Below are 17,587 nucleotides of genomic sequence, written 5' to 3' on the forward strand. Positions count from 1 at the left end.
GAGGCTGCGATCGAGCGCGAAGCGGTCGTAAAACCGGTACACGCTGTATCCCTGATTCACCGAGGAAGCTGACTTTACGACTGCTACGTCGCAGTGGCGCACCAAGACGATCGCAGCCTCGCACGGCTCGTCAGCGACTACAGGTCGTGCCCAAGCCACCACATAGCGCTTTTGGTACCCGGACCGCCTAGCCCAACGGAATAATCTGCGCACTGCCATGCCGAACCCCACGCTCGGCCATCACATGACGCGCCAGCTCCGCCACTTCCCCCACCGTGCCCTTGAGCACCGAGACTTCCATGCACTTGCCCTGATCCAGGTGCACATGCAGCGTCGACAGCGTCAGGTCATGGTGCTCATGAAAGGCCGTATTCAGACGCTTGGACAACTCCCGCGTAGCGTGGTCATACACGTAGCTCAAGGTCGCGACACAGGCACTTTGAGGGTCACCCTGCTCCGGTTCCAGCAACCCGGCACGCAATAAATCACGTATGGCCTCGGAGCGCCCCTGATAGCCGTGGGTGCCCACACGCGCATCAATGGCAGCCAACAAATCATCGTCCAGCGAAATAGTGACCCTCTGCATCCAATCAGCCTCGCAGTTATGAACTTTTGACATAGACTTCATACCCAGCATCTGATCAGGCCAATAGCCATCAATTGAGGGAGAAGCAGTGTGAAGCAGTCACGGACTAAAAAACAGCTGGCTTTATGGATGATTGGAGCCTGCCTGAGCGCAGGCATCTCGACTGCCTGGGCCGCCGCCCCGGCCCCCACGCTGACCTATTCATGGCCGACCAATGCTGGTCCGCTGGACCCCCGAGGCTATTCGCCCAACCAGATGTATGCCCAGGCAATGGTCTATGAACCCCTGGTGCGGTACACGGCACAGGGCACCCTGGAACCCTGGCTCGCAACTCACTGGACCGTGTCGCCGGACGGCAAGACCTACACCTTCACCCTGCGCGACAACGTAACCTTCAGTGACGGCAGCCCCTTCAACGCGAGTGCCGCCAAAACCAACCTTGATGCGGTGCTGGCCAACAGCAAGCGCCACCAGTGGATGGAGCTGGTCTCCACCCTTGAGCGCGTCGAAGCGCCGGACGAGCACACGCTGGTGCTGGTGCTCAAACACCCTTATTACCCGACCCTGATGGAGCTGGCGCAAGTGCGCCCACTGCGGTTTGGCGCACCCGACGCCAAGCCGGGCACACCGGTAGGCACCGGGCCTTGGGTACTCGCCCAGACCCGGCGCGGCGAATACGACCGCTTCGACCGTAACGAGCACTACTGGGGGCCAAAACCGGCCTATGACTCGGTCATGGTCAAGGTCATCTCCGACCCCGACAGCCGCGCCATCGCCCTGCAAACCGGAGAAATCGATCTGATCCAGGGCGCCGACGGCGAAATTTCGCCGGGCACTTTCGTACGCCTGCGCGATTCAGGCTTCAAAGCCGCCATTTCCGCACCACTGGCCACTCGCACCGTGGCAATGAACACCGGCCTGGCACCCACCAATGAACTGGCGGTGCGCCAGGCAATCAATCAGGCCGTGGACAAGGACACCATCATCGCCAAGGTGCTGCATGGCCAGGAACCCCGTGCCGATGCGCTGTTCGCCAGTAACATGCCGTACGCCGATCTTGGCCTCAAGGCTTTGCCCCATGACCCCGAGCAGGCGAAAAAAACCCTTGAGGCGGCTGGCTGGAAAGTCCCTGCGGGTAAACGTATTCGCGAGAAAGACGGCAAGCCACTGAGCACCGATCTGGTGTTTCTGGGCCCCAGCGCCCTGCAAAAAAATCTCGCTGAAATCATTCAGGGGGAGTTGGCCAAGGTTGGTATCGAGGTCAAGTTGCGCGCCGAAGAAGACGGCGCCCTGGTCCAGCGCCAGCGTGAAGGCAAGTTCGGCATGATTTTCGCCGACACCTGGGGCGCGCCCTATGACCCCCACTCATTTGTCAGCTCCATGCGCTACGCAGGCCACGCGGATTACATGGCCCAGCGCGGCCTGCCGATGAAGGACGCCATCGACCATAAAATCGCCGACGTACTGGGCGAAACGGATGAAAGCAAGCGCGCCGAGGATTACCGCGAAATCCTCACCACCCTGCACGATCAGGCGGTGTACCTGCCGATCTCACACCTTACGGCCATCAGTGTCAGCGGCAAAAACGTCGACAACGTGCAATTCGGCAGCACGCTGTTTGACGTGCCGTTCGAGGTCATGCACCCCACCGCAGGGAAGCCATAACCATGCTGCGCTATATCATCCTGCGGCTTGTGCTGCTGATCCCGGTGCTGCTGGGGGTGTCGTTGATCGTCTTTGTCCTGCTGCACCTGGGCAACGGCGACCCGGCACTGGACTATCTGCGCCTGTCGCAGATCCCGCCCACCGACACCGCTCTGGCCGAGGCGCGGCATGCCCTTGGCCTTGACCGCCCCCTGCCCGAGCAATACCTCACCTGGCTGTGGAATGCCCTGCATCTCGATTTCGGCATTTCCTATATCACCGGGCGCCCGGTGCTCGACGACATCCTCTATTACCTGCCTGCTACCTTGCAGCTGGGTGGCCTGGCCCTGCTCACCACGCTGGTGATGAGCATTCCCCTGGGCCTGGCGGCTGCCCGCTGGAAAGGGCGCTGGCCCGATCAGGTGGTGCGTTTCATCACCTTTATCGGCGTGTCGATGCCCAATTTCTGGCTGGCATTTCTGCTGATCGCCATGTTCTCTCTGTGGCTGGGCTGGTTGCCTCCGATGGGCCGGGGCAGCCCGCAGCATCTGCTGATGCCGGTCCTGGCCATTGCGCTGATGTCGATGTCGATCAACGCCCGCCTGCTGCGCGCCAGCCTGCTTGACGTGCGCCAGCATCGCCATGTGTTTTACGCCCGGGCCCGTGGCCTCAATGAAAAACGGGTGTGGCGTGACCATATCCTGCGCAATGCCTGGATGCCGCTGGTGACCGCCACGGGCATGCATATCGGCGAGTTGCTGGGCGGTGCACTGGTGATCGAAACCATCTTCGCCTGGCCCGGTGTCGGGCGCTTCGCGGTCAGCGCGGTGCTCAATCGCGACTTTCCGGTGATGCAGTGCTTCACCCTGCTGCTGACCACGCTGCTGGTGGTGTGCAATCTGGTGGTGGACATCTGCTACGCCTGGCTCGATCCACGTACGCGTCTGTCGGGGGTGATGGCATGAGCGCAATAGCTGCGGCTTATTCCCGCAAAAAACACGGCCTGCGCATCGGTTACGTACTGGTGGCCCTGCTGTTGGTGATGGCGCTGCTCGGCCCCTGGCTGGCGCCTTACGACGCCACCCTGGTGAATCTGGACGACCGCCTGCTGCCCGCCAGCGCCAGCCATTGGCTGGGCACCGACCACCTGGGGCGCGACGTGCTCTCGCGCCTCATCGTCGGGACGCAACTGTCCCTGGGCAGCGTGGTGCTGGTGCTGGGCCTGGTGCTGGTGCTGGGCGTGGTCATAGGCGGTATCGCGGGCATCGTCGGCGGCAAGGTGGACATGTTCCTGATGCGTCTTTGCGACATGTTCCTGACCTTCCCTACCCTGGTGCTGGCGTTCTTTCTGATTGCCTTGCTGGGCACCGGCCTGACCAACGTCATCATCGCGATCGCCCTGTCCCACTGGGCCTGGTATGCGCGGATGGTGCGCGGCATGGTCCTGGCCCAGCGCAATCGCGACTATGTACTGGCTTCGCAACTGGCCGGTGCTTCACGCCTGACCCGCCTGCGCCAGCACGTGATGCCCAACGTCGTGGGGCAACTGCTGGTCCTGGCGTCGATGGACATCGGCCATATGATGCTGCACGTCTCGGGCCTGTCCTTTCTCGGTCTGGGCGTCAGCCCGCCGACGCCTGAGTGGGGGGTGATGATCAACGACGCCAAGGAGTTTATCTGGACCCAGCCGCAGCTCCTGCTCTGGCCCGGCCTGATGATCTTTATCTCGGTCATGGCCTTCAACCTGCTGGGCGATGCATTGCGTGACCGGCTCGACCCAAGCGTACTGGCGGAGATCAAGGAATGAAGCACACATTGACCATTCGCGACCTGACCCTCAAACACCAGCAACGCACCCTGGTTGACCGGGTGGAACTGACCCTCAAGGCTGGCCAGGTGCATGCACTGGTGGGCGCCAGCGGTTCCGGCAAGTCCCTGACCAGCCTGGGCATCCTCGATTTATTGCCCCCCGGTGTCCACAGCAGCGGCGCAACCTTGCTGCTGGACGGGCGCCCGGTTGAGGCCACGCACCTGCGCGGCCGTGAAGTGGCGCTGGTGCTGCAAAACCCGCGCAGCGCCTTCAACCCGGTGCGCTCATTGCGCCAGCACGCACTCGAAACCCTTCAGACCCGAGGCCTGGGAGGCGCCGAGGCCGAGCGGCTGATCCAGACCACCCTGCACGAAGTGGGTTTGCACGATGATCAGCGGGTGCTCGACTCATTCGCCTTTCAACTGAGCGGCGGCATGCTGCAGCGGATGATGATTGCCCTGGCCCTGCTGGCCGACAGTCGCTTTTTGCTGGCCGACGAACCCACCAGCGATCTGGATGTTGTGGCCCAGGCCCGCTTTCTCGACCTGCTCGAGCGGCTGGTGGAACAACGCAACCTGGGCGTGCTGCTGATAACCCATGACATGGGCGTCGTCGCGCGCTGCGCCGACCGGGTGAGCGTCATGGCCAACGGGCGGATTGTCGAGCATGCCGGTGTGCATGAGCTGTTCAACGCACCGCAAAGCAAGGAAGCGCGCACGCTGCTGGCGGCGCATCACTCATTGACCCTGGAGGGCTGCGCGCCATGAGCTTTATTCAAGTACGCGACCTGAGTCACGGTTACACCGCTGGCGGTTTTTTCAGCAAACGGCATCGAGTGCACGTGCTCGACGGATTGAATCTGGACCTGGAGCAAGGCCAGAGCCTTGGCCTGCTGGGGGGCAGCGGCAGCGGCAAAAGCACGTTGGCGCGCCTGCTGATGGGCCTGGAAACCGCCGATCAGGGCAGCATTGCGTTCAATGGCCAGCCGCCGTTTTTGCAAAGCGTGCAGATGGTATTCCAGGACGCCCTCAGCGCCTTCAACCCCCAGCGCAGCATTGGCTGGAGCATTGCCGAGCCTCTGCGCCATCTCAGCACAATGTCTGCCGAGTCGTGCAAGGCCCGGGTTGAACACCTGTTGCAGCAGGTCCAGCTGGAAGCCCGGGACATCGACAAACTCCCCGCGCAACTGAGCGGCGGCCAACTGCAGCGCGCCGGGATTGCCCGGGCCATGGCGATCGGACCTCAGCTGATTATTCTCGACGAGGCCCTGTCCAACCTTGATCGGGTGCTGCAAGTGCAGATTCTGGATTTGCTGGCACAAGTAAGGCGCGACTGCGGCACGGGGTTTTTGCTGATTACCCATGACTTGAGCCTGGTGCAGCGTTTTTGCCAGCGAGTGGTGGTATTGGCCGAAGGCAAGCTGGTGGAGGACATGCCCGTCACCCCGCAAATGCGCTTTACCCACCCGGCAGCACGGACCTTGCAAGAAGCAGTGCTGCCGGCGATGCCGAGGGCGAGCAAAGTCTGTCGCGAGACGGCGATTCTGTAGCACTCCTATGGGAGCGGGCTTGCTCGCGATGCAGGCGGCGCGGTTCAACGGAAAACCGCGCCGCCTGCATCGCGAGCAAGCCCGCTCCCACCGTGATGATGAAGCTCTGGTTTTGTGGGGCTCACGTCCCGCTTTTAACCTTGCTCCATACCCGTGTCCGTACCCGCTCAAGTTTCAGGGGCAGCGGCTCAAGCGGGAACAGCGTCTGCATAACGTCCTTGCCGGGGTAAATTTCCGGGTTGTCGCGGATTTTTTCGTCTATCAGCGCCCTGGAATCCTGATTGGCATTGGGGTATTTGAGGTAGGTCGAGGTCTGCGCAATCACCTGCGGACGCAGCATGTAGTTGATGAATGCCAGGCCCTGCTGCGGGTTGGGCGCGTCCTTGAGCAAGACCATGCTTTCGACCCAGATCGGCGCACCTTCGCGAGGAATGCTGTAACGGATGTTTCGTCCATTGCCGGCCACTTGGGAGGCGGTCTTGGCGTCCTGCACCCCGCCTGCCCAACCCACCACCACACACACGTTGCCATTGGCCAGGTCCGTGATGAATTTGGACGAGTCAAAGTAGCGAATGTAAGGCCGCAGCGTCAGCAGCAAGGCCTCGGCCTTCTGGTAGTCCTGGGGGTTGGTGCTGTTGTAGGGCAGGCCCAGGTAATGCAGGGCGATTGGGATGATTTCACTGGGAGCGTCCAGCATCGCCACGCCACACTGGCTGAGCTTGCTCAGGTTCTCGGGCTTGAAGATCAGGTCCCAGGAATCGATCGGCGCATCCGCCCCCAGTACGGCCCTGACCTTGTCGACGTCATAGCCCACCCCCGTGGTGCCCCACAGGTAAGGCACGGCGTAGCGATTACCCGGATCGTTACTCTGCATCTTGGCCAGGATGTCCGGGTCCAGGTGTGAGCGATTGGGCAACTGCGCAGGGTCCAGCTCCTTGAGCACCCCGGCCTTGATCAGGTTGGGCAGCAGATCCCCGGTGGCCACGACAACGTCATAGCCACTGCGCCCGGCCATCAGCTTGCTTTGCATCACATCGCTGTTATCGAACACGTCGTACATCGAGCCGATTCCACTTTCGGCCTTAAAGTTTTTCATCGTGTCGGGGGCAATAAAGTCGTACCAGTTGTAGATGTTCACCTGCTGTTCAGCCGCAACCGCGCTCGCGAGGCTGCAACTCAACACCGCGGCCAGGGCCAGGCGCATACCGTTTTTATTATTCATGTTCAGGCTCCGATCAACAGTTCGCGACGACCGTCTGCATGTTCGAGCTGGGTGCCCGACAGCAACAAACGGCGATCCTTGAGGTAGTCGTAATCACGACGGGCAGCCTTCAGCTGATCAAAATCCAGCGCCACCACCTGGCGATTTTCTTCGCGCCCGGCCTCAACCAGCACCCGCCCAAACGGGTCGACCGCCATGCTGCCACCCGCAAACACCAGCCCGTCGTCCCCTGCCCCTACGCGGTTGACCATCACGGCGAATGCCTGGTTTTCCTGGGCGCGGGCCATGATTGCCGTGCGGTGCACAGGGCCATAGGGATCCATGTTGCCGTTGGTGACGATGATCAGTTCGACCCCCAGTTGCGCCAGGGCCCGGCTGGTTTCCGGCAGTTCTATGTCGTAACAGATCAGCAGGCCAATCCGAACGCCCTGCCACACAACGGTGGTAAAACGGTCGCCAGGGCAGAAGTCGCCACGCTCCGAGGGCCAAAGATGGGTCTTGCGGTAGTGCAGCGCGATCCCCTCGGGCGTCACCAGTACCGAGGTGTTGTAGAACGTGCCCTCATGGACCTCGGCAATCCCGACTACCACACCGACACCACGCTCCCGTACGGCCTGCAGCACAGCGTGCAGAGTCGGACCGTCCAGGGGCTCGGCCACCTGCGCCAGCTGTTGGCCGCCGACAAATCCGGTCAGGTGGGTCTCGGGAAACACCAGCAAATCCGTATCGCCAGCGCAGGTGGCGATGGCATTCAATGTGCGCGACAGGTTATAAGCGGTGTCGCCGTCACGGCCAGCCAGTTGCACCATTTCAATGTTCATCTCAGGTCCTTTTACCCAGGGATGAGCCGAGTATGGTGCGCGGCACAGCGCCTTTAAATGACTTCGATGGGGTAACACCCAATGGGTAGTGAGATGAATCTGACGTTGCAGGATGTGGCTTGGCATGACGCGGTGGGCCGGGTGATCGAAACCCTCAACCAGCCCAATTTCTGGACGGCGCTGGTGCGTTTGCTGGGCCGCTATGTGCCCGTGGACAACTGGGTGGTGCTGATCTATAGCGCCGGCAAACCGCAGGTCCTGGCCGAATCCCCCGGCGAAGACGGCGGTATGGATTCACTGTTCCAGGATTATCTCAAGGGCCTGTACCTGCTGGACCCGTTCTACATTGCCAACCGCGAATCACCGAAAAGCGGGCTGTTCCGGCTGCAGGACGTGGCCCCGGAATGCTTTGAACAGACCGATTACTATCAGCGCTACTTCCGCCTGAATATCGTCACCGACGAGGTGCATATCAATGTGCAACTCGACAATGAACGAACCCTGAGCCTGTCCCTGGGCAGCCAGTGCCGGTTCAGCCTGGAACAGACCGCATTGCTGGGGCTGGTACAGCCTTGGGTGGCCGCACTGATGCGCCAGCGCCTGGTGTTCGAGCGTGAACCCAGGGAGGCAGCAGAGCTGACACCCAACTGGCAAAGCCGCCTGGAAACCGCTACCGAGCAGTTGAGTACACCCTTGACCGCACGGGAAATGGAGGTGGGGCTATTGCTGCTAAGCGGCTGTTCGAACAAGGAAGTTGCCCGAAAACTGGCGATTTCCGCAGAGACGGTGAAGGTGCATCGCAAGCACATGTACAGCAAGCTGGGAATCAAGTCACAGTCCGAACTGTTCTCGCTGTTTTTACAGGCGCAGGAATAAAAAGCACCTACCGTTGCACTTCCTTGCAGTGTAAGTTTGGAAATGTTTTGTTTCATTTACCTCCATTTCCACCCCACTGCCCGCAAAGGAATGCCCCACACCATGCACTTTCCACTTAAGCACCTGGCCGCCGCGACATTGATGATGGCCAGCCTTGCGGCGTTCAGCACCGCTGCCCACGCCACCATCACGCCGCAACAGAGCGCGACCATCCTCAAGACCTTCAGTGAAACCCCGGTCACTGACTTCAGGCATTTTCTGGGTGCGCTGGCCAAGAGCGATCTGGCCAAGGCCGACAACCTGCAGCCGACCCTCAACGCCTTTCTCGACAACAAGGCATTGACCCCTGAGCAACAGAACGAAATCTATCGTCTGCTGGGCCTCTACACGCGGTTGAAATACGGCAAGGAGGCCACCCAGACCCTGCGTGAGCTGGTTGCCATCCCGACCGTCAACCTGGACGGTGTGCCCCAGTACGAGAACCCGCAATTCATCAAGATCGCCGACAAGATCAAGGGCCTTGCCCAGGCCTTCGACCTGAACTTTCGCAATGTCGACAACCGCGTCTATGAAGTCACCCTGCAAGGCAGTGGCGATGAAGTGGTCGGTATTCACGCCCACGCCGACGTGGTGCCGGTAACCCCGGAAAACTGGGTGCTCAAGGACGGCACAAAACTCGATCCGTTCAAGGTCACCCTGATTGGCGATCGCATGTACGGTCGTGGCACCGAGGATGACAAAAACGGGATTGTGGTGGCGATGTACGCCATGAAAGTGATCAAGGAGGAGAAGTTGCCGCTGGCCAGAAACTTCAAGCTGCTGATCGACACCACCGAGGAAACCTCCGGTGACGCCATCCCCTATTACTTCGAGAACAACCCGGTCCCCAACTACAACCTGGCGCTGGATGGCGGCTACCCCGTAGTGATTGCCGAGAAAGGCTACGGCACGGTCATGGCCACCTTTGCACGGCGTAACGCCGAGGGTCAGGGCGCGGAAATCATCTCGCTCACGGGCGGCATGGCAACCAATCAGATCCCGTCGACCTCGGTCGCCACCCTGGTCACGGACACGCCTGAAGAGCTGGCCGCCTCGTTGAATAAAGCCGGTGCCGACTATGCCAAGCGCAATGGCGGGAATTTCGAAGTGAGCGCCAAGGTGGTCGGCAAGGATGTCGTGCTGACCGTCACGGGGGTGTCTGCCCACTCCTCAGAGCCCGAGTCCGGGGTCAATCCGGTGGCAAGGATGCTGGACTTCATCAGCAGCATTGATGGCCAGGTCGCCCTCAAGCACAACCACATTACCGATGCCGCCCACTATGGCGCCGAGAACTGGGGCCTGGACTACGAAGGTGGCAAGTTGGGGATTGGTTTTGCCGACGGGTTCATGGGGCCGCTGACCACGTCACTGACGTTTGTCGGGCTGGATGACAAGGCCCTCAAGCTTGCCGTGAACCTGCGCGTGCCCAAGGGCAAGTCCCCGCAGGCGCTCAAGGAGCAGATTGCCGGGAAGCTGGATGCCTGGAGCAAGAGCAAGCAGGTGGCGGTGACGTTTGACTACACCATCGCCGAACCGATGTACCGCAACCCGGAGGGTGAATGGGTCAAGGCGCTGCTGGCCGTAGCCAGCGAAAACCTCGGCATGGAACACACCTTCGGCACCTCGGCGGGTGCGACATCGGTCCATGAACTGCCCAATGGCGTGCAGTTCGGTCTGGCCATGCCCAACGTCAAGTACACCGGCCATACCGACAACGAGTTCAAGACGGTGGAGCAGTTCATGCTGGACTTGCAGATCGTCACCGAAATGATGGCTCGCGTCGGGCAATTGCCGAAGCTCTGAACCAATATCCCGCCCCCGGCCGTAGTCGCTGCCGAGGCACGAAGGCTGCGATTGGCGATGTATATCGCTAAAGGCTCGCAGCCTTCGTGCCTCGGCAGCGACTACAGGCTCAAGGTGCTTTCCAGCCCACCTGCCTGAGCGCCGCCAGCAATCGCTCAGGCTTGAGCGCCAGCACCGTATGGCCACAGCCTGTCAGGTCATCGGCGCCCAGCATGGCATTGAGAATGGCTTCTTCTACCGCATCGGCCGCTGCCACGAACAGCGGCGAGATGTAGTCGTTGTTGACCATCTGCAACGCCGTTGTCGGCTCACCCGGATGACCGAAGTTGGCCGCTGGCAAGTTCTGGTTGCCCACCGCGAAGGCAATGAAGATATCGCCGCTGGAGTCCTCGGTTCCTCCCCCCACCCGCGCCAACCCGACACTGGCACGCTGTGCAAGACGGGTGCACTGATGGGGCAACAAGGGCGCATCGGTGGCAAGGGTAATCACGATCGACCCCATGCCCGGCACGCCGACATTGACCCCGCTTTTGAAGGGCGATGGCACGTCATCCAGCACCGTGCCGACCGGGTAGCCGCCCACCCGCAAGGCTTCACGCACGCCGTAGTTGGCCTGCACCAGCGCCCCTACCGTCCAGCCCCCCTGCTCCGGGCTCAATACCCGTGATGACGTACCGATCCCGCCCTTGAATTCGTGGCAGATCATTCCGGTACCGCCCCCCACGTTGCCCTCTGCCACAGGCCCGGACTCGGCCGCTTGCAGGGCAAGTTGCAGATGCTCGGCAGTCACGTGCTGGCCCCAGATATCGTTCAACGTTCCGTCGTAGGTCTCCAGCACCACGGGCATGCACCAGTAGGTATGTTGCTTGCCCATCTCCCGCTCGGCAGCTACCAGCGCATCGCGAACCACGCCGACACTGTGGGTGTTGGTGTAGGCAATGGGCGAGGTCAGCAAGCCCGCCTCCCGGATCCACTCCAGCCCCGTGGCGTCGCCGTTGCCGTTGAGCACATGCACGCCTGCAAAACACGGCTGCAAATGGGTGGCTCCGGCCCGCGGCTCAATCACGGTGACACCGGAATGGATGGAAACCCCATCGGTTTCAACATTGAGCGTGTGATGCCCCACTCGCACACCCGGTACGTCGGTGATGGCGTTGTACACGCCCGGGGTACCTGAACCGATAGTGATGCCAAGCTCTCGGATACGCATGGTGCTGTTCTCGTCGTTCGATTAAGTGCCCCCAGTTTAGGAACCCGGCAGGCACTTGACGATAACCCCCATTCACTACCCCTGAGGGGTTACTTGTCCGACTTGATACTGGTCCAGACCCGGGTGCGCACCCGTTCCATTTTCTGCGGCAGCGGCTGCACCACGTACAGGGATTTCAACGCCTCGCTGGTTGGGGTCAGGTTCGGATTGGCGGTGATGTCCTTGTTGATCAGCGCCAGGGAGTCCTTGTTGGCATTGGGGTAGCCAAGGAAATCACTGATCCCGGCAATGACCTTGGGCTCCAGCAGGTGGTTAAGGAACTCGTGGGCCTCTTCGACATTTTTCGCGCTTTTAGGGATAGCGAAGGTGTCAAACCAGATCGGCGCGCCCTCTTTGGGCAAGCGCCAATCGACCACGACACCGTTACCCGACTCTTTGGCGCGATTGCCGAACTGGTAGAAGCTGCCCGAATAACCGATGGCCACGCAGATGTCGCCATTGGCGATATCGGTCATGTACTTGGCCGAGTTGAAGTAGGTCACGTAGGGGCGGACCTTGAGCATCAGCTCCTTGGCTTTTTCATAATCGGCCGGGTTCTGGCTGTTGGGGTCCAGTCCTAGATAATGCAGCGCCAACGGCAGGATTTCCGAGGGGGAATCAAGCATCGCCACGCCGCAGGATTTCAGCTTGGCCATGTTTTCGGGCTTGAACACCAGATCCCAGCTGTCCACCGGAGCATTCTCGCCCAGCGCGGCCTTGACCTTGGCCGGGTTGAAGCCGATCAGCACCGTGCCGTACATGTAAGGCACCGCGTACTGGTTGCCAGGGTCATTGGTGTCCAGCAACTTGAGCAGGGCCGGGTCCTGGTGCTGCCAGTTGGGCAGCTTGGACTTGTCCAGCTTCTGGAACACTCCCGCCTTGATCTGGGTATCGAGAAACTGATTGGACGGCACCACCAGGTCATACCCCGAGTTGCCGGTCAGCAGCTTGGCTTCAAGGGCTTCATTGGTGTCGAAAGAATCCCAGGTCACCTTGATGCCCGTCTGTTTGGCGAAGTCCTTGGGAACGGACGGCAGGATATAGTCCGCCCAGTTGTAAACCCGCAACTCGCGCTGTTCGGCATGTACGCTGGTGGCCAGCAGCGTGAGCCCACAGACAGTGGCGCCCAGTAAGCATTTCAGAGTGTCCATGGATCAGTTCCCCAGGTTCGGCGTGAGATCGATAGTTGTTATGTTCTGTACACGGCAGAGGCCTTTAGAAGGCCGAGGGTAAGGACGAAAGGATTTGTTGTTATTTGAGTGGTGGGGTTGATTCTTGCCGACAGCCAGAACCGATCACAGAGGGAGGCAGGCCAAAAGGGGATTTATATGGCCATTGTGCGTGTCCGATTCTATGTCCGGGACGCAGATTCAGGGGCTAACGCAAGACCTGCAGGCGCTGGCTTGCCTGCGATGCTGGCGACGCGGTCTTTCAGCCCTACCGGGTAGATGCCATCGCGAGCAAGCCCGCTCCCACAGGGATTTGTGCCAGGCAGTGGATGCAGCCGACGCGGTCTGTCAGGTCAAAACTCTACAGCCAACCGATTGGCCAATGCCTTGGCTTGTAGTGCAACGTCGGTCACCGCAGTGCTTTCCCACCACATGCCACGCAACGGCGGGCCCATCGCAAACAGCCTTTGTCCCGGCTCGCCATCGGCATTCAAAACCGCTCCGCCCGCGTCGGCGGCAATGCCCAGCCCCAGGTTGCCGGGCCGTATCAACCCACGCTGCAGCAGTTGCCGGGGCAAGGCTTTATCCACCCGGCGCCAGTCGTATTCAATGCCGGTGGAGTTGATCAGCCCATCCCCTTGCACCCACACCGCTTCAGTTTGCCCACGGTAACGCAGTCGAATTCGAAGGCCGGCACTGTCTACTCCTTGCAGGGACGCGGCACGCACCATCAGCCGACCTTCCTTGAGCAACCGTTCCAGCAAGGCATTGCCCTGGGGCGGCGAACGATGGTGATGGCTTTCCCACCAAGGCCGGGCATGCCGCACAAACTGGCGGCGCTGTGCATCACTGGCCTGGCTCCAAAGCCTTGGAATGTGCACCCGGACAGTGTCCAGCGGCGCCTGCCAGTCGATACCCTGCGCCTGCGCCTGCGCACATTGACGACGCAGTTCGCGCAGCAACTGCAAGGGGCTGCGCAGCTCCGGCGACAGGCTCAGAAAATCCTCCCAGGCGGGCGGCTGACGGCGCACATGGGGCAACAGGCCGTGACGCGAATACACGTCGATCGGCCCGCGATGACCCGCCTGGTCAAGGGATTCCAGGGCATCGATCATGGTCAGCCCCGAGCCGATGATCAGCACCCGGGCATCCGGCGGCAGCGCTCGCAATGCGTCGACATTCCACGGGTCGAGTGCCGCGGCGTTAAGGCCGCTGGACTCGCGCTGGGCCGTACGGGCCGCCGGGAACATGCCGGTTGCCAATACGGCCACTGCGCCCTGCCACCGGGCTCCCTCCTTGAGCGTGACCCTCACGCCGTGCTCCAGGGTTTGCAGGTCGATCACTTCATCGCGCACATGGGTCAGGCTGGAGCCATTCGCCTCGCCAATGATCATTGCCTGCGCCAGACGCTGCTGGGCATACACGCCGAACAGCCCGCGGGGCGGGAACAATTCGCTGACCGGTAGATCCTGGGCACCCGACTCCGGCCAGCCGCCGTCATCAAGGTGGGCCTGCAACCAACGTGTCAGGTCATCGGCATCATCGGGCTCGATGCTCATGCGCGCTGCATTACCGTTCAGGGTATGCCCCAGTTCGGTGGCGCTGTAAGCCTCGCCCCGGCCCAGCTCGGGCCTGGGCTCCACCAGCACGATGCGCCGGGCGCCGGGTAAGCGCAGCAGTTGCATGGCTAACAAGGTGCCGCTCAGGCCACCGCCCACAATCAATACATCGGCCTCACGGATGGCAGGAGTTGCCTGTCCGGTTTGCGGCTCACTCATGGTTACTCACTCGTTCTTGGAGTTATTAAGCGCTGAACGCAGGATCGATCACCCATGCTGCGTTCAGCTCACCCGCTGTGTCCAGCGCCGAGCTTCAGGCCCGTTGTTTTTCGTGGGCCCGATTAAGCTCGCCCAGGTTGCGATAGCCCGCCCCCGGATGTCCTTCAGCCAGGCGGGGACCTTCGCCAAACAACTTCTCGCGCAGGGTGCCCGGGGCGTACTCCTTCTTGTACACACCGCGCTTTTGCAGCTCAGGCACCAGCAAATCCACGGCATCGATAAAGGTCTCGTGGGTCACCGCATAAGCCAGGTTGAAGCCGTCCACATCGGTCTCGGCCACCCACTCTTCGAGCAGGTCAGCCACGGTTTCAGGGCTGCCGACAAACAGCGGTCCGAAACCGCCGATGCCCACCCAGTCCGCCAGCGCATTGGGGGTCCAGAGGGTGTTCGGATCGGCCGTGGAGAAGGTTTCGACGGCGGACTGGATCGCATTGGTGTGCACGTGTTTGAGGGGCTCGTCGGGCTTGAACTGGCTGAAATCGATCCCGGTCCAGCCACTGATCAAGGCCATTGCACCTTCGTAGCTGACATAGCTTTTGTATTCTTCGAACTTGGCCTTGGCCAGTGCATCAGTCTCGCCGAGGATCACGGTCTGCAGGTTGAAAATCAGAATTTTCGAGGGGTCACGCCCCGCCTCGGCGGCACGTCGACGAATATCGGCGACGGTTTTTTTCAGCAGCACCTTGGACGGCGCGGCCACAAACACACACTCGGCCTGCTCGGCTGCGAACTGCTTGCCCCGGCTGGAGGCGCCAGCCTGATAGAGCACCGGCGTACGCTGCGGTGAGGGTTCGCACAGGTGGATGCCCGGGACCTGGAAATGTTTGCCGTCGTGGCGGATTTCATGGATTTTGCTCGGGTCACTGAACACCCGCCGCTCGCGGTCACGCAGGATGGCGCCCTCTTCCCAACTGCCTTCCCACAGTTTGTAGCAAACCTCCAGATACTCCTGGGCATAGTCATAGCGGGCATCGTGCTCGGTCAGGGCTTGCTGGCCGATGTTCTTGGCACCGCTTTCAAGGTAGGAGGTGACAATGTTCCAGCCCGCACGGCCCTTGGTCAGGTGGTCAAGCGTCGACAGGCGCCGGGCAAAGGGGTACGGATGCTCGAACGACAACGAAGCGGTCAGGCCAAACCCCAGGTGCTCCGTCACCAGGGCCATTGGCGGAATCAATTGCAGCGGATCATTGACCGGCACCTGTGCGCCCTGGCGGATCGCCGCATCGCCATTGCCGCGATACACGTCATAGATCCCCAGCACATCGGCGATAAACAGCCCGTCAAACTTGCCACGTTCCAGGATCCTGGCCAGGTCGGTCCAGTATTCAAGGTCCTTGTACTGCCACGAGCGGTCACGGGGATGGGCCCACAGGCCCGGGGACTGATGGCCGACGCAGTTCATGTCGAAGGCATTCAAACGGATTTCACGGGACATCGAATTGCTCCTGACGCTACACATTGCAGGCGCTGTTGCACAGGCCGTGCCGGTTCTACGCCTGCTCTGCGGGAGCGGGGCTGGTCGCGATACGGACGCCGCGATCCTTGAGTTAAATCGCGACGATACCCTCGCGAGCAAGCCCGCTCCCACAGGGGTATTCGTGAGGGTGGCTGTGCTGTTTTCGTACACCTTGGCTTTTAACTGTTGGCCAGCAGTCAGTTGGCTTGAGCGAATCCCAGGCTTTGCGGGCTTGTCGCCAACGGCACAAACCATGCAATCCCCCATGACAGGAACCTTCCATTTCAGGAGAACTGCCATGACCGCATCACCTCTGTCCGCGGGTACCGACTACGAAACCCTGGCCAATCGCTTTCGTCCCTTGTTCCGCAAAATCGCCGCCGGCAATGTTGAACGCGAACACGCTCGCGAGCTGCCCTACGAGCCCATTCGCTGGTTGAAACAGGCCGGTTTTGGCGCAATCAGAGTGCCCGTCGAGTATGGCGGTGCCGGTGCGTCCATCGGTCAATTGTTCCAGTTGCTGATCGAGCTGGCCGAAGCCGACTCCAACATTCCACAATCACTGCGCGGCCATTTTGCGTTTGTCGAAGACCGCCTCAATGCACCTCCGAGCCCGTCACGCGGGGCCTGGTTCGCACGCTTTGTGGCAGGGGAACTGGTGGGCAATGGCTGGACCGAGGTCGGCGCGGTCAAACTGGGGGAAATCCTCACCAAAATCACCCCCCACGGTGAGAACTACCTGCTCAACGGGGCCAAGTACTACAGCACCGGCAGTATCTTTGCCGACTGGATCGATGTGTACGCCCAACGCTCCGACAACGGCGCCGACGTGATTGCGCTGGTGCATGCAAGTCATCCCGGCGTGACCCAGAGCGATGATTGGGACGGCTTCGGGCAGCGCACCACCGGCAGCGGCACCTCGCAGTATGTGGATGTCCCCCTGAGCGCCGAACACGTGATTCCCTTCGAGACGCGGTTTAAATACCAGACGGCCTTTTATCAATTGGTGCTGCTGGCCGTACTGGCGGGCATTGGCCGTGCCGTGGAACGGGATATTGCCCAAGAGGTTCGCGAGCGCAAACGGGTGTTCAGCCACGGCAATGCCGACACCGCCAGTGGCGACGCCCAGATCCTGCAGGTGGTCGGGCAGATATCGGCCCAGGTGTATGCGGCCGAAGCGGCTACCCTGCGCTCGGCGGAACCTCTGCAACGGGCCTATGTAGCGCGACTGGCCCAGGACGCAGACGCCGAGCGCCAGGCCAACATCGATGCCGAGATCGAGACGTCAAAAGCTCAGGTCGTGGTGTCGGAGTTGATCCTGCGGGCGACCAGCGATCTGTTCAACGCCCTGGGGGCTTCAGGGGTCAGTGTGAGCAAGGCGCTGGATCGCCATTGGCGCAATGCCCGCACGGCAGCCTCCCACAACCCGTGGATATACAAGGCACGGATTGTCGGTGACTGGGCCGTTAACGGGACTGAGCCGCTGTATGTGTGGCAGATCGGCAATAGCCTCAAAGCCGGATAG

At 61.2% G+C, this 17,587-nt stretch carries 15 protein-coding genes; 8 read left to right on the forward strand and 7 right to left on the reverse strand.

Annotated features, from left to right (window positions below):
* Positions 1 to 187: 187 nt before the first annotated feature.
* A complete protein-coding gene (gene nikR / locus AC19YQ_RS21505) occupies positions 188 to 586 on the reverse strand; it encodes a nickel-responsive transcriptional regulator NikR (protein WP_339475868.1) in 399 nt (132 codons plus the stop codon).
* A gap of 90 nt (positions 587 to 676) precedes the next feature.
* Between nikR and nikA the strand changes: the two genes are divergently transcribed.
* Genes nikA through AC19YQ_RS21530 form a run of 5 tightly spaced genes read left to right on the forward strand, consistent with a single transcriptional unit; the run spans position 677 to position 5,589 of the window.
* Positions 677 to 2,251: a nickel ABC transporter substrate-binding protein gene (gene nikA / locus AC19YQ_RS21510; protein ID WP_500595904.1), complete on the forward strand. Its 1,575-nt coding sequence runs from the start codon at positions 677 to 679 to the stop codon at positions 2,249 to 2,251.
* Between the two features lie 2 nt (positions 2,252 to 2,253).
* Positions 2,254 to 3,195, forward strand: a complete 942-nt coding sequence (gene nikB / locus AC19YQ_RS21515) for a nickel ABC transporter permease subunit NikB (RefSeq protein ID WP_326427046.1) — start codon at positions 2,254 to 2,256, stop codon at positions 3,193 to 3,195.
* A complete protein-coding gene (nikC, locus tag AC19YQ_RS21520) occupies positions 3,192 to 4,037 on the forward strand; it encodes a nickel ABC transporter permease subunit NikC (RefSeq protein WP_500595905.1) in 846 nt (281 codons plus the stop codon). The genes nikB and nikC overlap by 4 nt, the downstream gene beginning before the upstream one ends.
* The gene (locus tag AC19YQ_RS21525; protein WP_133078525.1) at positions 4,034 to 4,807 is read left to right on the forward strand and encodes an ATP-binding cassette domain-containing protein; all 774 of its coding nucleotides are present in this window, start codon (positions 4,034 to 4,036) and stop codon (positions 4,805 to 4,807) included. The genes nikC and AC19YQ_RS21525 overlap by 4 nt, the downstream gene beginning before the upstream one ends.
* Positions 4,804 to 5,589 carry an ATP-binding cassette domain-containing protein gene (locus AC19YQ_RS21530; protein ID WP_500595906.1) on the forward strand — a complete coding sequence of 262 codons (786 nt, stop codon included), beginning with the start codon at positions 4,804 to 4,806 and terminating at the stop codon, positions 5,587 to 5,589. Before AC19YQ_RS21525 ends, AC19YQ_RS21530 begins: the two co-directional genes overlap by 4 nt.
* Positions 5,590 to 5,710: 121 nt before the next feature.
* On the opposite strand, the gene AC19YQ_RS21535 is transcribed toward AC19YQ_RS21530, so the two are convergent.
* Entirely contained in the window at positions 5,711 to 6,811 is a 1,101-nt protein-coding gene (locus tag AC19YQ_RS21535) for a polyamine ABC transporter substrate-binding protein (protein ID WP_500595907.1), read from the reverse strand.
* Positions 6,812 to 6,813: 2 nt separating this feature from the next.
* Positions 6,814 to 7,632 (reverse strand): carbon-nitrogen hydrolase family protein, encoded by an 819-nt coding sequence (locus AC19YQ_RS21540; protein ID WP_500595908.1) that lies wholly within the window; start codon positions 7,630 to 7,632, stop codon positions 6,814 to 6,816.
* Positions 7,633 to 7,725: 93 nt separating this feature from the next.
* Between AC19YQ_RS21540 and AC19YQ_RS21545 the strand changes: the two genes are divergently transcribed.
* Both AC19YQ_RS21545 and AC19YQ_RS21550 read left to right on the forward strand, forming a co-directional pair.
* Positions 7,726 to 8,508 (forward strand): response regulator transcription factor, encoded by a 783-nt coding sequence (locus AC19YQ_RS21545; protein WP_500595909.1) that lies wholly within the window; start codon positions 7,726 to 7,728, stop codon positions 8,506 to 8,508.
* Positions 8,509 to 8,610: 102 nt separating this feature from the next.
* On the forward strand, positions 8,611 to 10,350 hold the full coding sequence (locus AC19YQ_RS21550) for a dipeptidase (protein ID WP_500595910.1): 1,740 nt from the start codon (positions 8,611 to 8,613) through the stop codon (positions 10,348 to 10,350).
* Between the two features lie 109 nt (positions 10,351 to 10,459).
* Here AC19YQ_RS21550 and AC19YQ_RS21555 read toward each other — a convergent pair whose 3' ends face one another.
* The 4 genes from AC19YQ_RS21555 to AC19YQ_RS21570 form a co-directional block, all read right to left on the reverse strand.
* The gene (locus AC19YQ_RS21555; protein ID WP_133078519.1) at positions 10,460 to 11,560 is read right to left on the reverse strand and encodes a DmpA family aminopeptidase; all 1,101 of its coding nucleotides are present in this window, start codon (positions 11,558 to 11,560) and stop codon (positions 10,460 to 10,462) included.
* Positions 11,561 to 11,649: 89 nt separating this feature from the next.
* The gene (locus AC19YQ_RS21560) at positions 11,650 to 12,750 is read right to left on the reverse strand and encodes a polyamine ABC transporter substrate-binding protein (RefSeq protein ID WP_500595911.1); all 1,101 of its coding nucleotides are present in this window, start codon (positions 12,748 to 12,750) and stop codon (positions 11,650 to 11,652) included.
* A 371-nt stretch (positions 12,751 to 13,121) separates the two neighbouring features.
* Positions 13,122 to 14,546, reverse strand: a complete 1,425-nt coding sequence (locus AC19YQ_RS21565) for an FAD/NAD(P)-binding protein (protein ID WP_500595912.1) — start codon at positions 14,544 to 14,546, stop codon at positions 13,122 to 13,124.
* A 94-nt stretch (positions 14,547 to 14,640) separates the two neighbouring features.
* Positions 14,641 to 16,041, reverse strand: coding sequence for an LLM class flavin-dependent oxidoreductase (locus tag AC19YQ_RS21570; RefSeq protein WP_500595913.1), 1,401 nt, complete (start codon positions 16,039 to 16,041; stop codon positions 14,641 to 14,643).
* Positions 16,042 to 16,360: 319 nt separating this feature from the next.
* On the opposite strand from AC19YQ_RS21570, the gene AC19YQ_RS21575 reads away from it, so the two are divergent.
* Complete coding sequence (locus tag AC19YQ_RS21575; RefSeq protein WP_500595914.1) at positions 16,361 to 17,587, forward strand: acyl-CoA dehydrogenase family protein; 1,227 nt, start codon at positions 16,361 to 16,363, stop codon at positions 17,585 to 17,587.

The organism is Pseudomonas sp. MF06569, from assembly GCF_059862735.1.

Coding starts and splice junctions, on each gene's coding strand:
- nikR (WP_339475868.1), bottom strand. CDS start 586: ATGCAGAGGGTCACTATTTCGCTGGACGATGATTTGTTGGCTGCCATT.
- nikB (WP_326427046.1), top strand. CDS start 2,254: ATGCTGCGCTATATCATCCTGCGGCTTGTGCTGCTGATCCCGGTGCTG.
- nikC (WP_500595905.1), top strand. CDS start 3,192: ATGAGCGCAATAGCTGCGGCTTATTCCCGCAAAAAACACGGCCTGCGC.
- AC19YQ_RS21525 (WP_133078525.1), top strand. CDS start 4,034: ATGAAGCACACATTGACCATTCGCGACCTGACCCTCAAACACCAGCAA.
- AC19YQ_RS21530 (WP_500595906.1), top strand. CDS start 4,804: ATGAGCTTTATTCAAGTACGCGACCTGAGTCACGGTTACACCGCTGGC.
- AC19YQ_RS21535 (WP_500595907.1), bottom strand. CDS start 6,811: ATGAATAATAAAAACGGTATGCGCCTGGCCCTGGCCGCGGTGTTGAGT.
- AC19YQ_RS21540 (WP_500595908.1), bottom strand. CDS start 7,632: ATGAACATTGAAATGGTGCAACTGGCTGGCCGTGACGGCGACACCGCT.
- AC19YQ_RS21545 (WP_500595909.1), top strand. CDS start 7,726: ATGAATCTGACGTTGCAGGATGTGGCTTGGCATGACGCGGTGGGCCGG.
- AC19YQ_RS21550 (WP_500595910.1), top strand. CDS start 8,611: ATGCACTTTCCACTTAAGCACCTGGCCGCCGCGACATTGATGATGGCC.
- AC19YQ_RS21555 (WP_133078519.1), bottom strand. CDS start 11,560: ATGCGTATCCGAGAGCTTGGCATCACTATCGGTTCAGGTACCCCGGGC.
- AC19YQ_RS21560 (WP_500595911.1), bottom strand. CDS start 12,750: ATGGACACTCTGAAATGCTTACTGGGCGCCACTGTCTGTGGGCTCACG.
- AC19YQ_RS21565 (WP_500595912.1), bottom strand. CDS start 14,546: ATGAGTGAGCCGCAAACCGGACAGGCAACTCCTGCCATCCGTGAGGCC.
- AC19YQ_RS21570 (WP_500595913.1), bottom strand. CDS start 16,041: ATGTCCCGTGAAATCCGTTTGAATGCCTTCGACATGAACTGCGTCGGC.
- AC19YQ_RS21575 (WP_500595914.1), top strand. CDS start 16,361: ATGACCGCATCACCTCTGTCCGCGGGTACCGACTACGAAACCCTGGCC.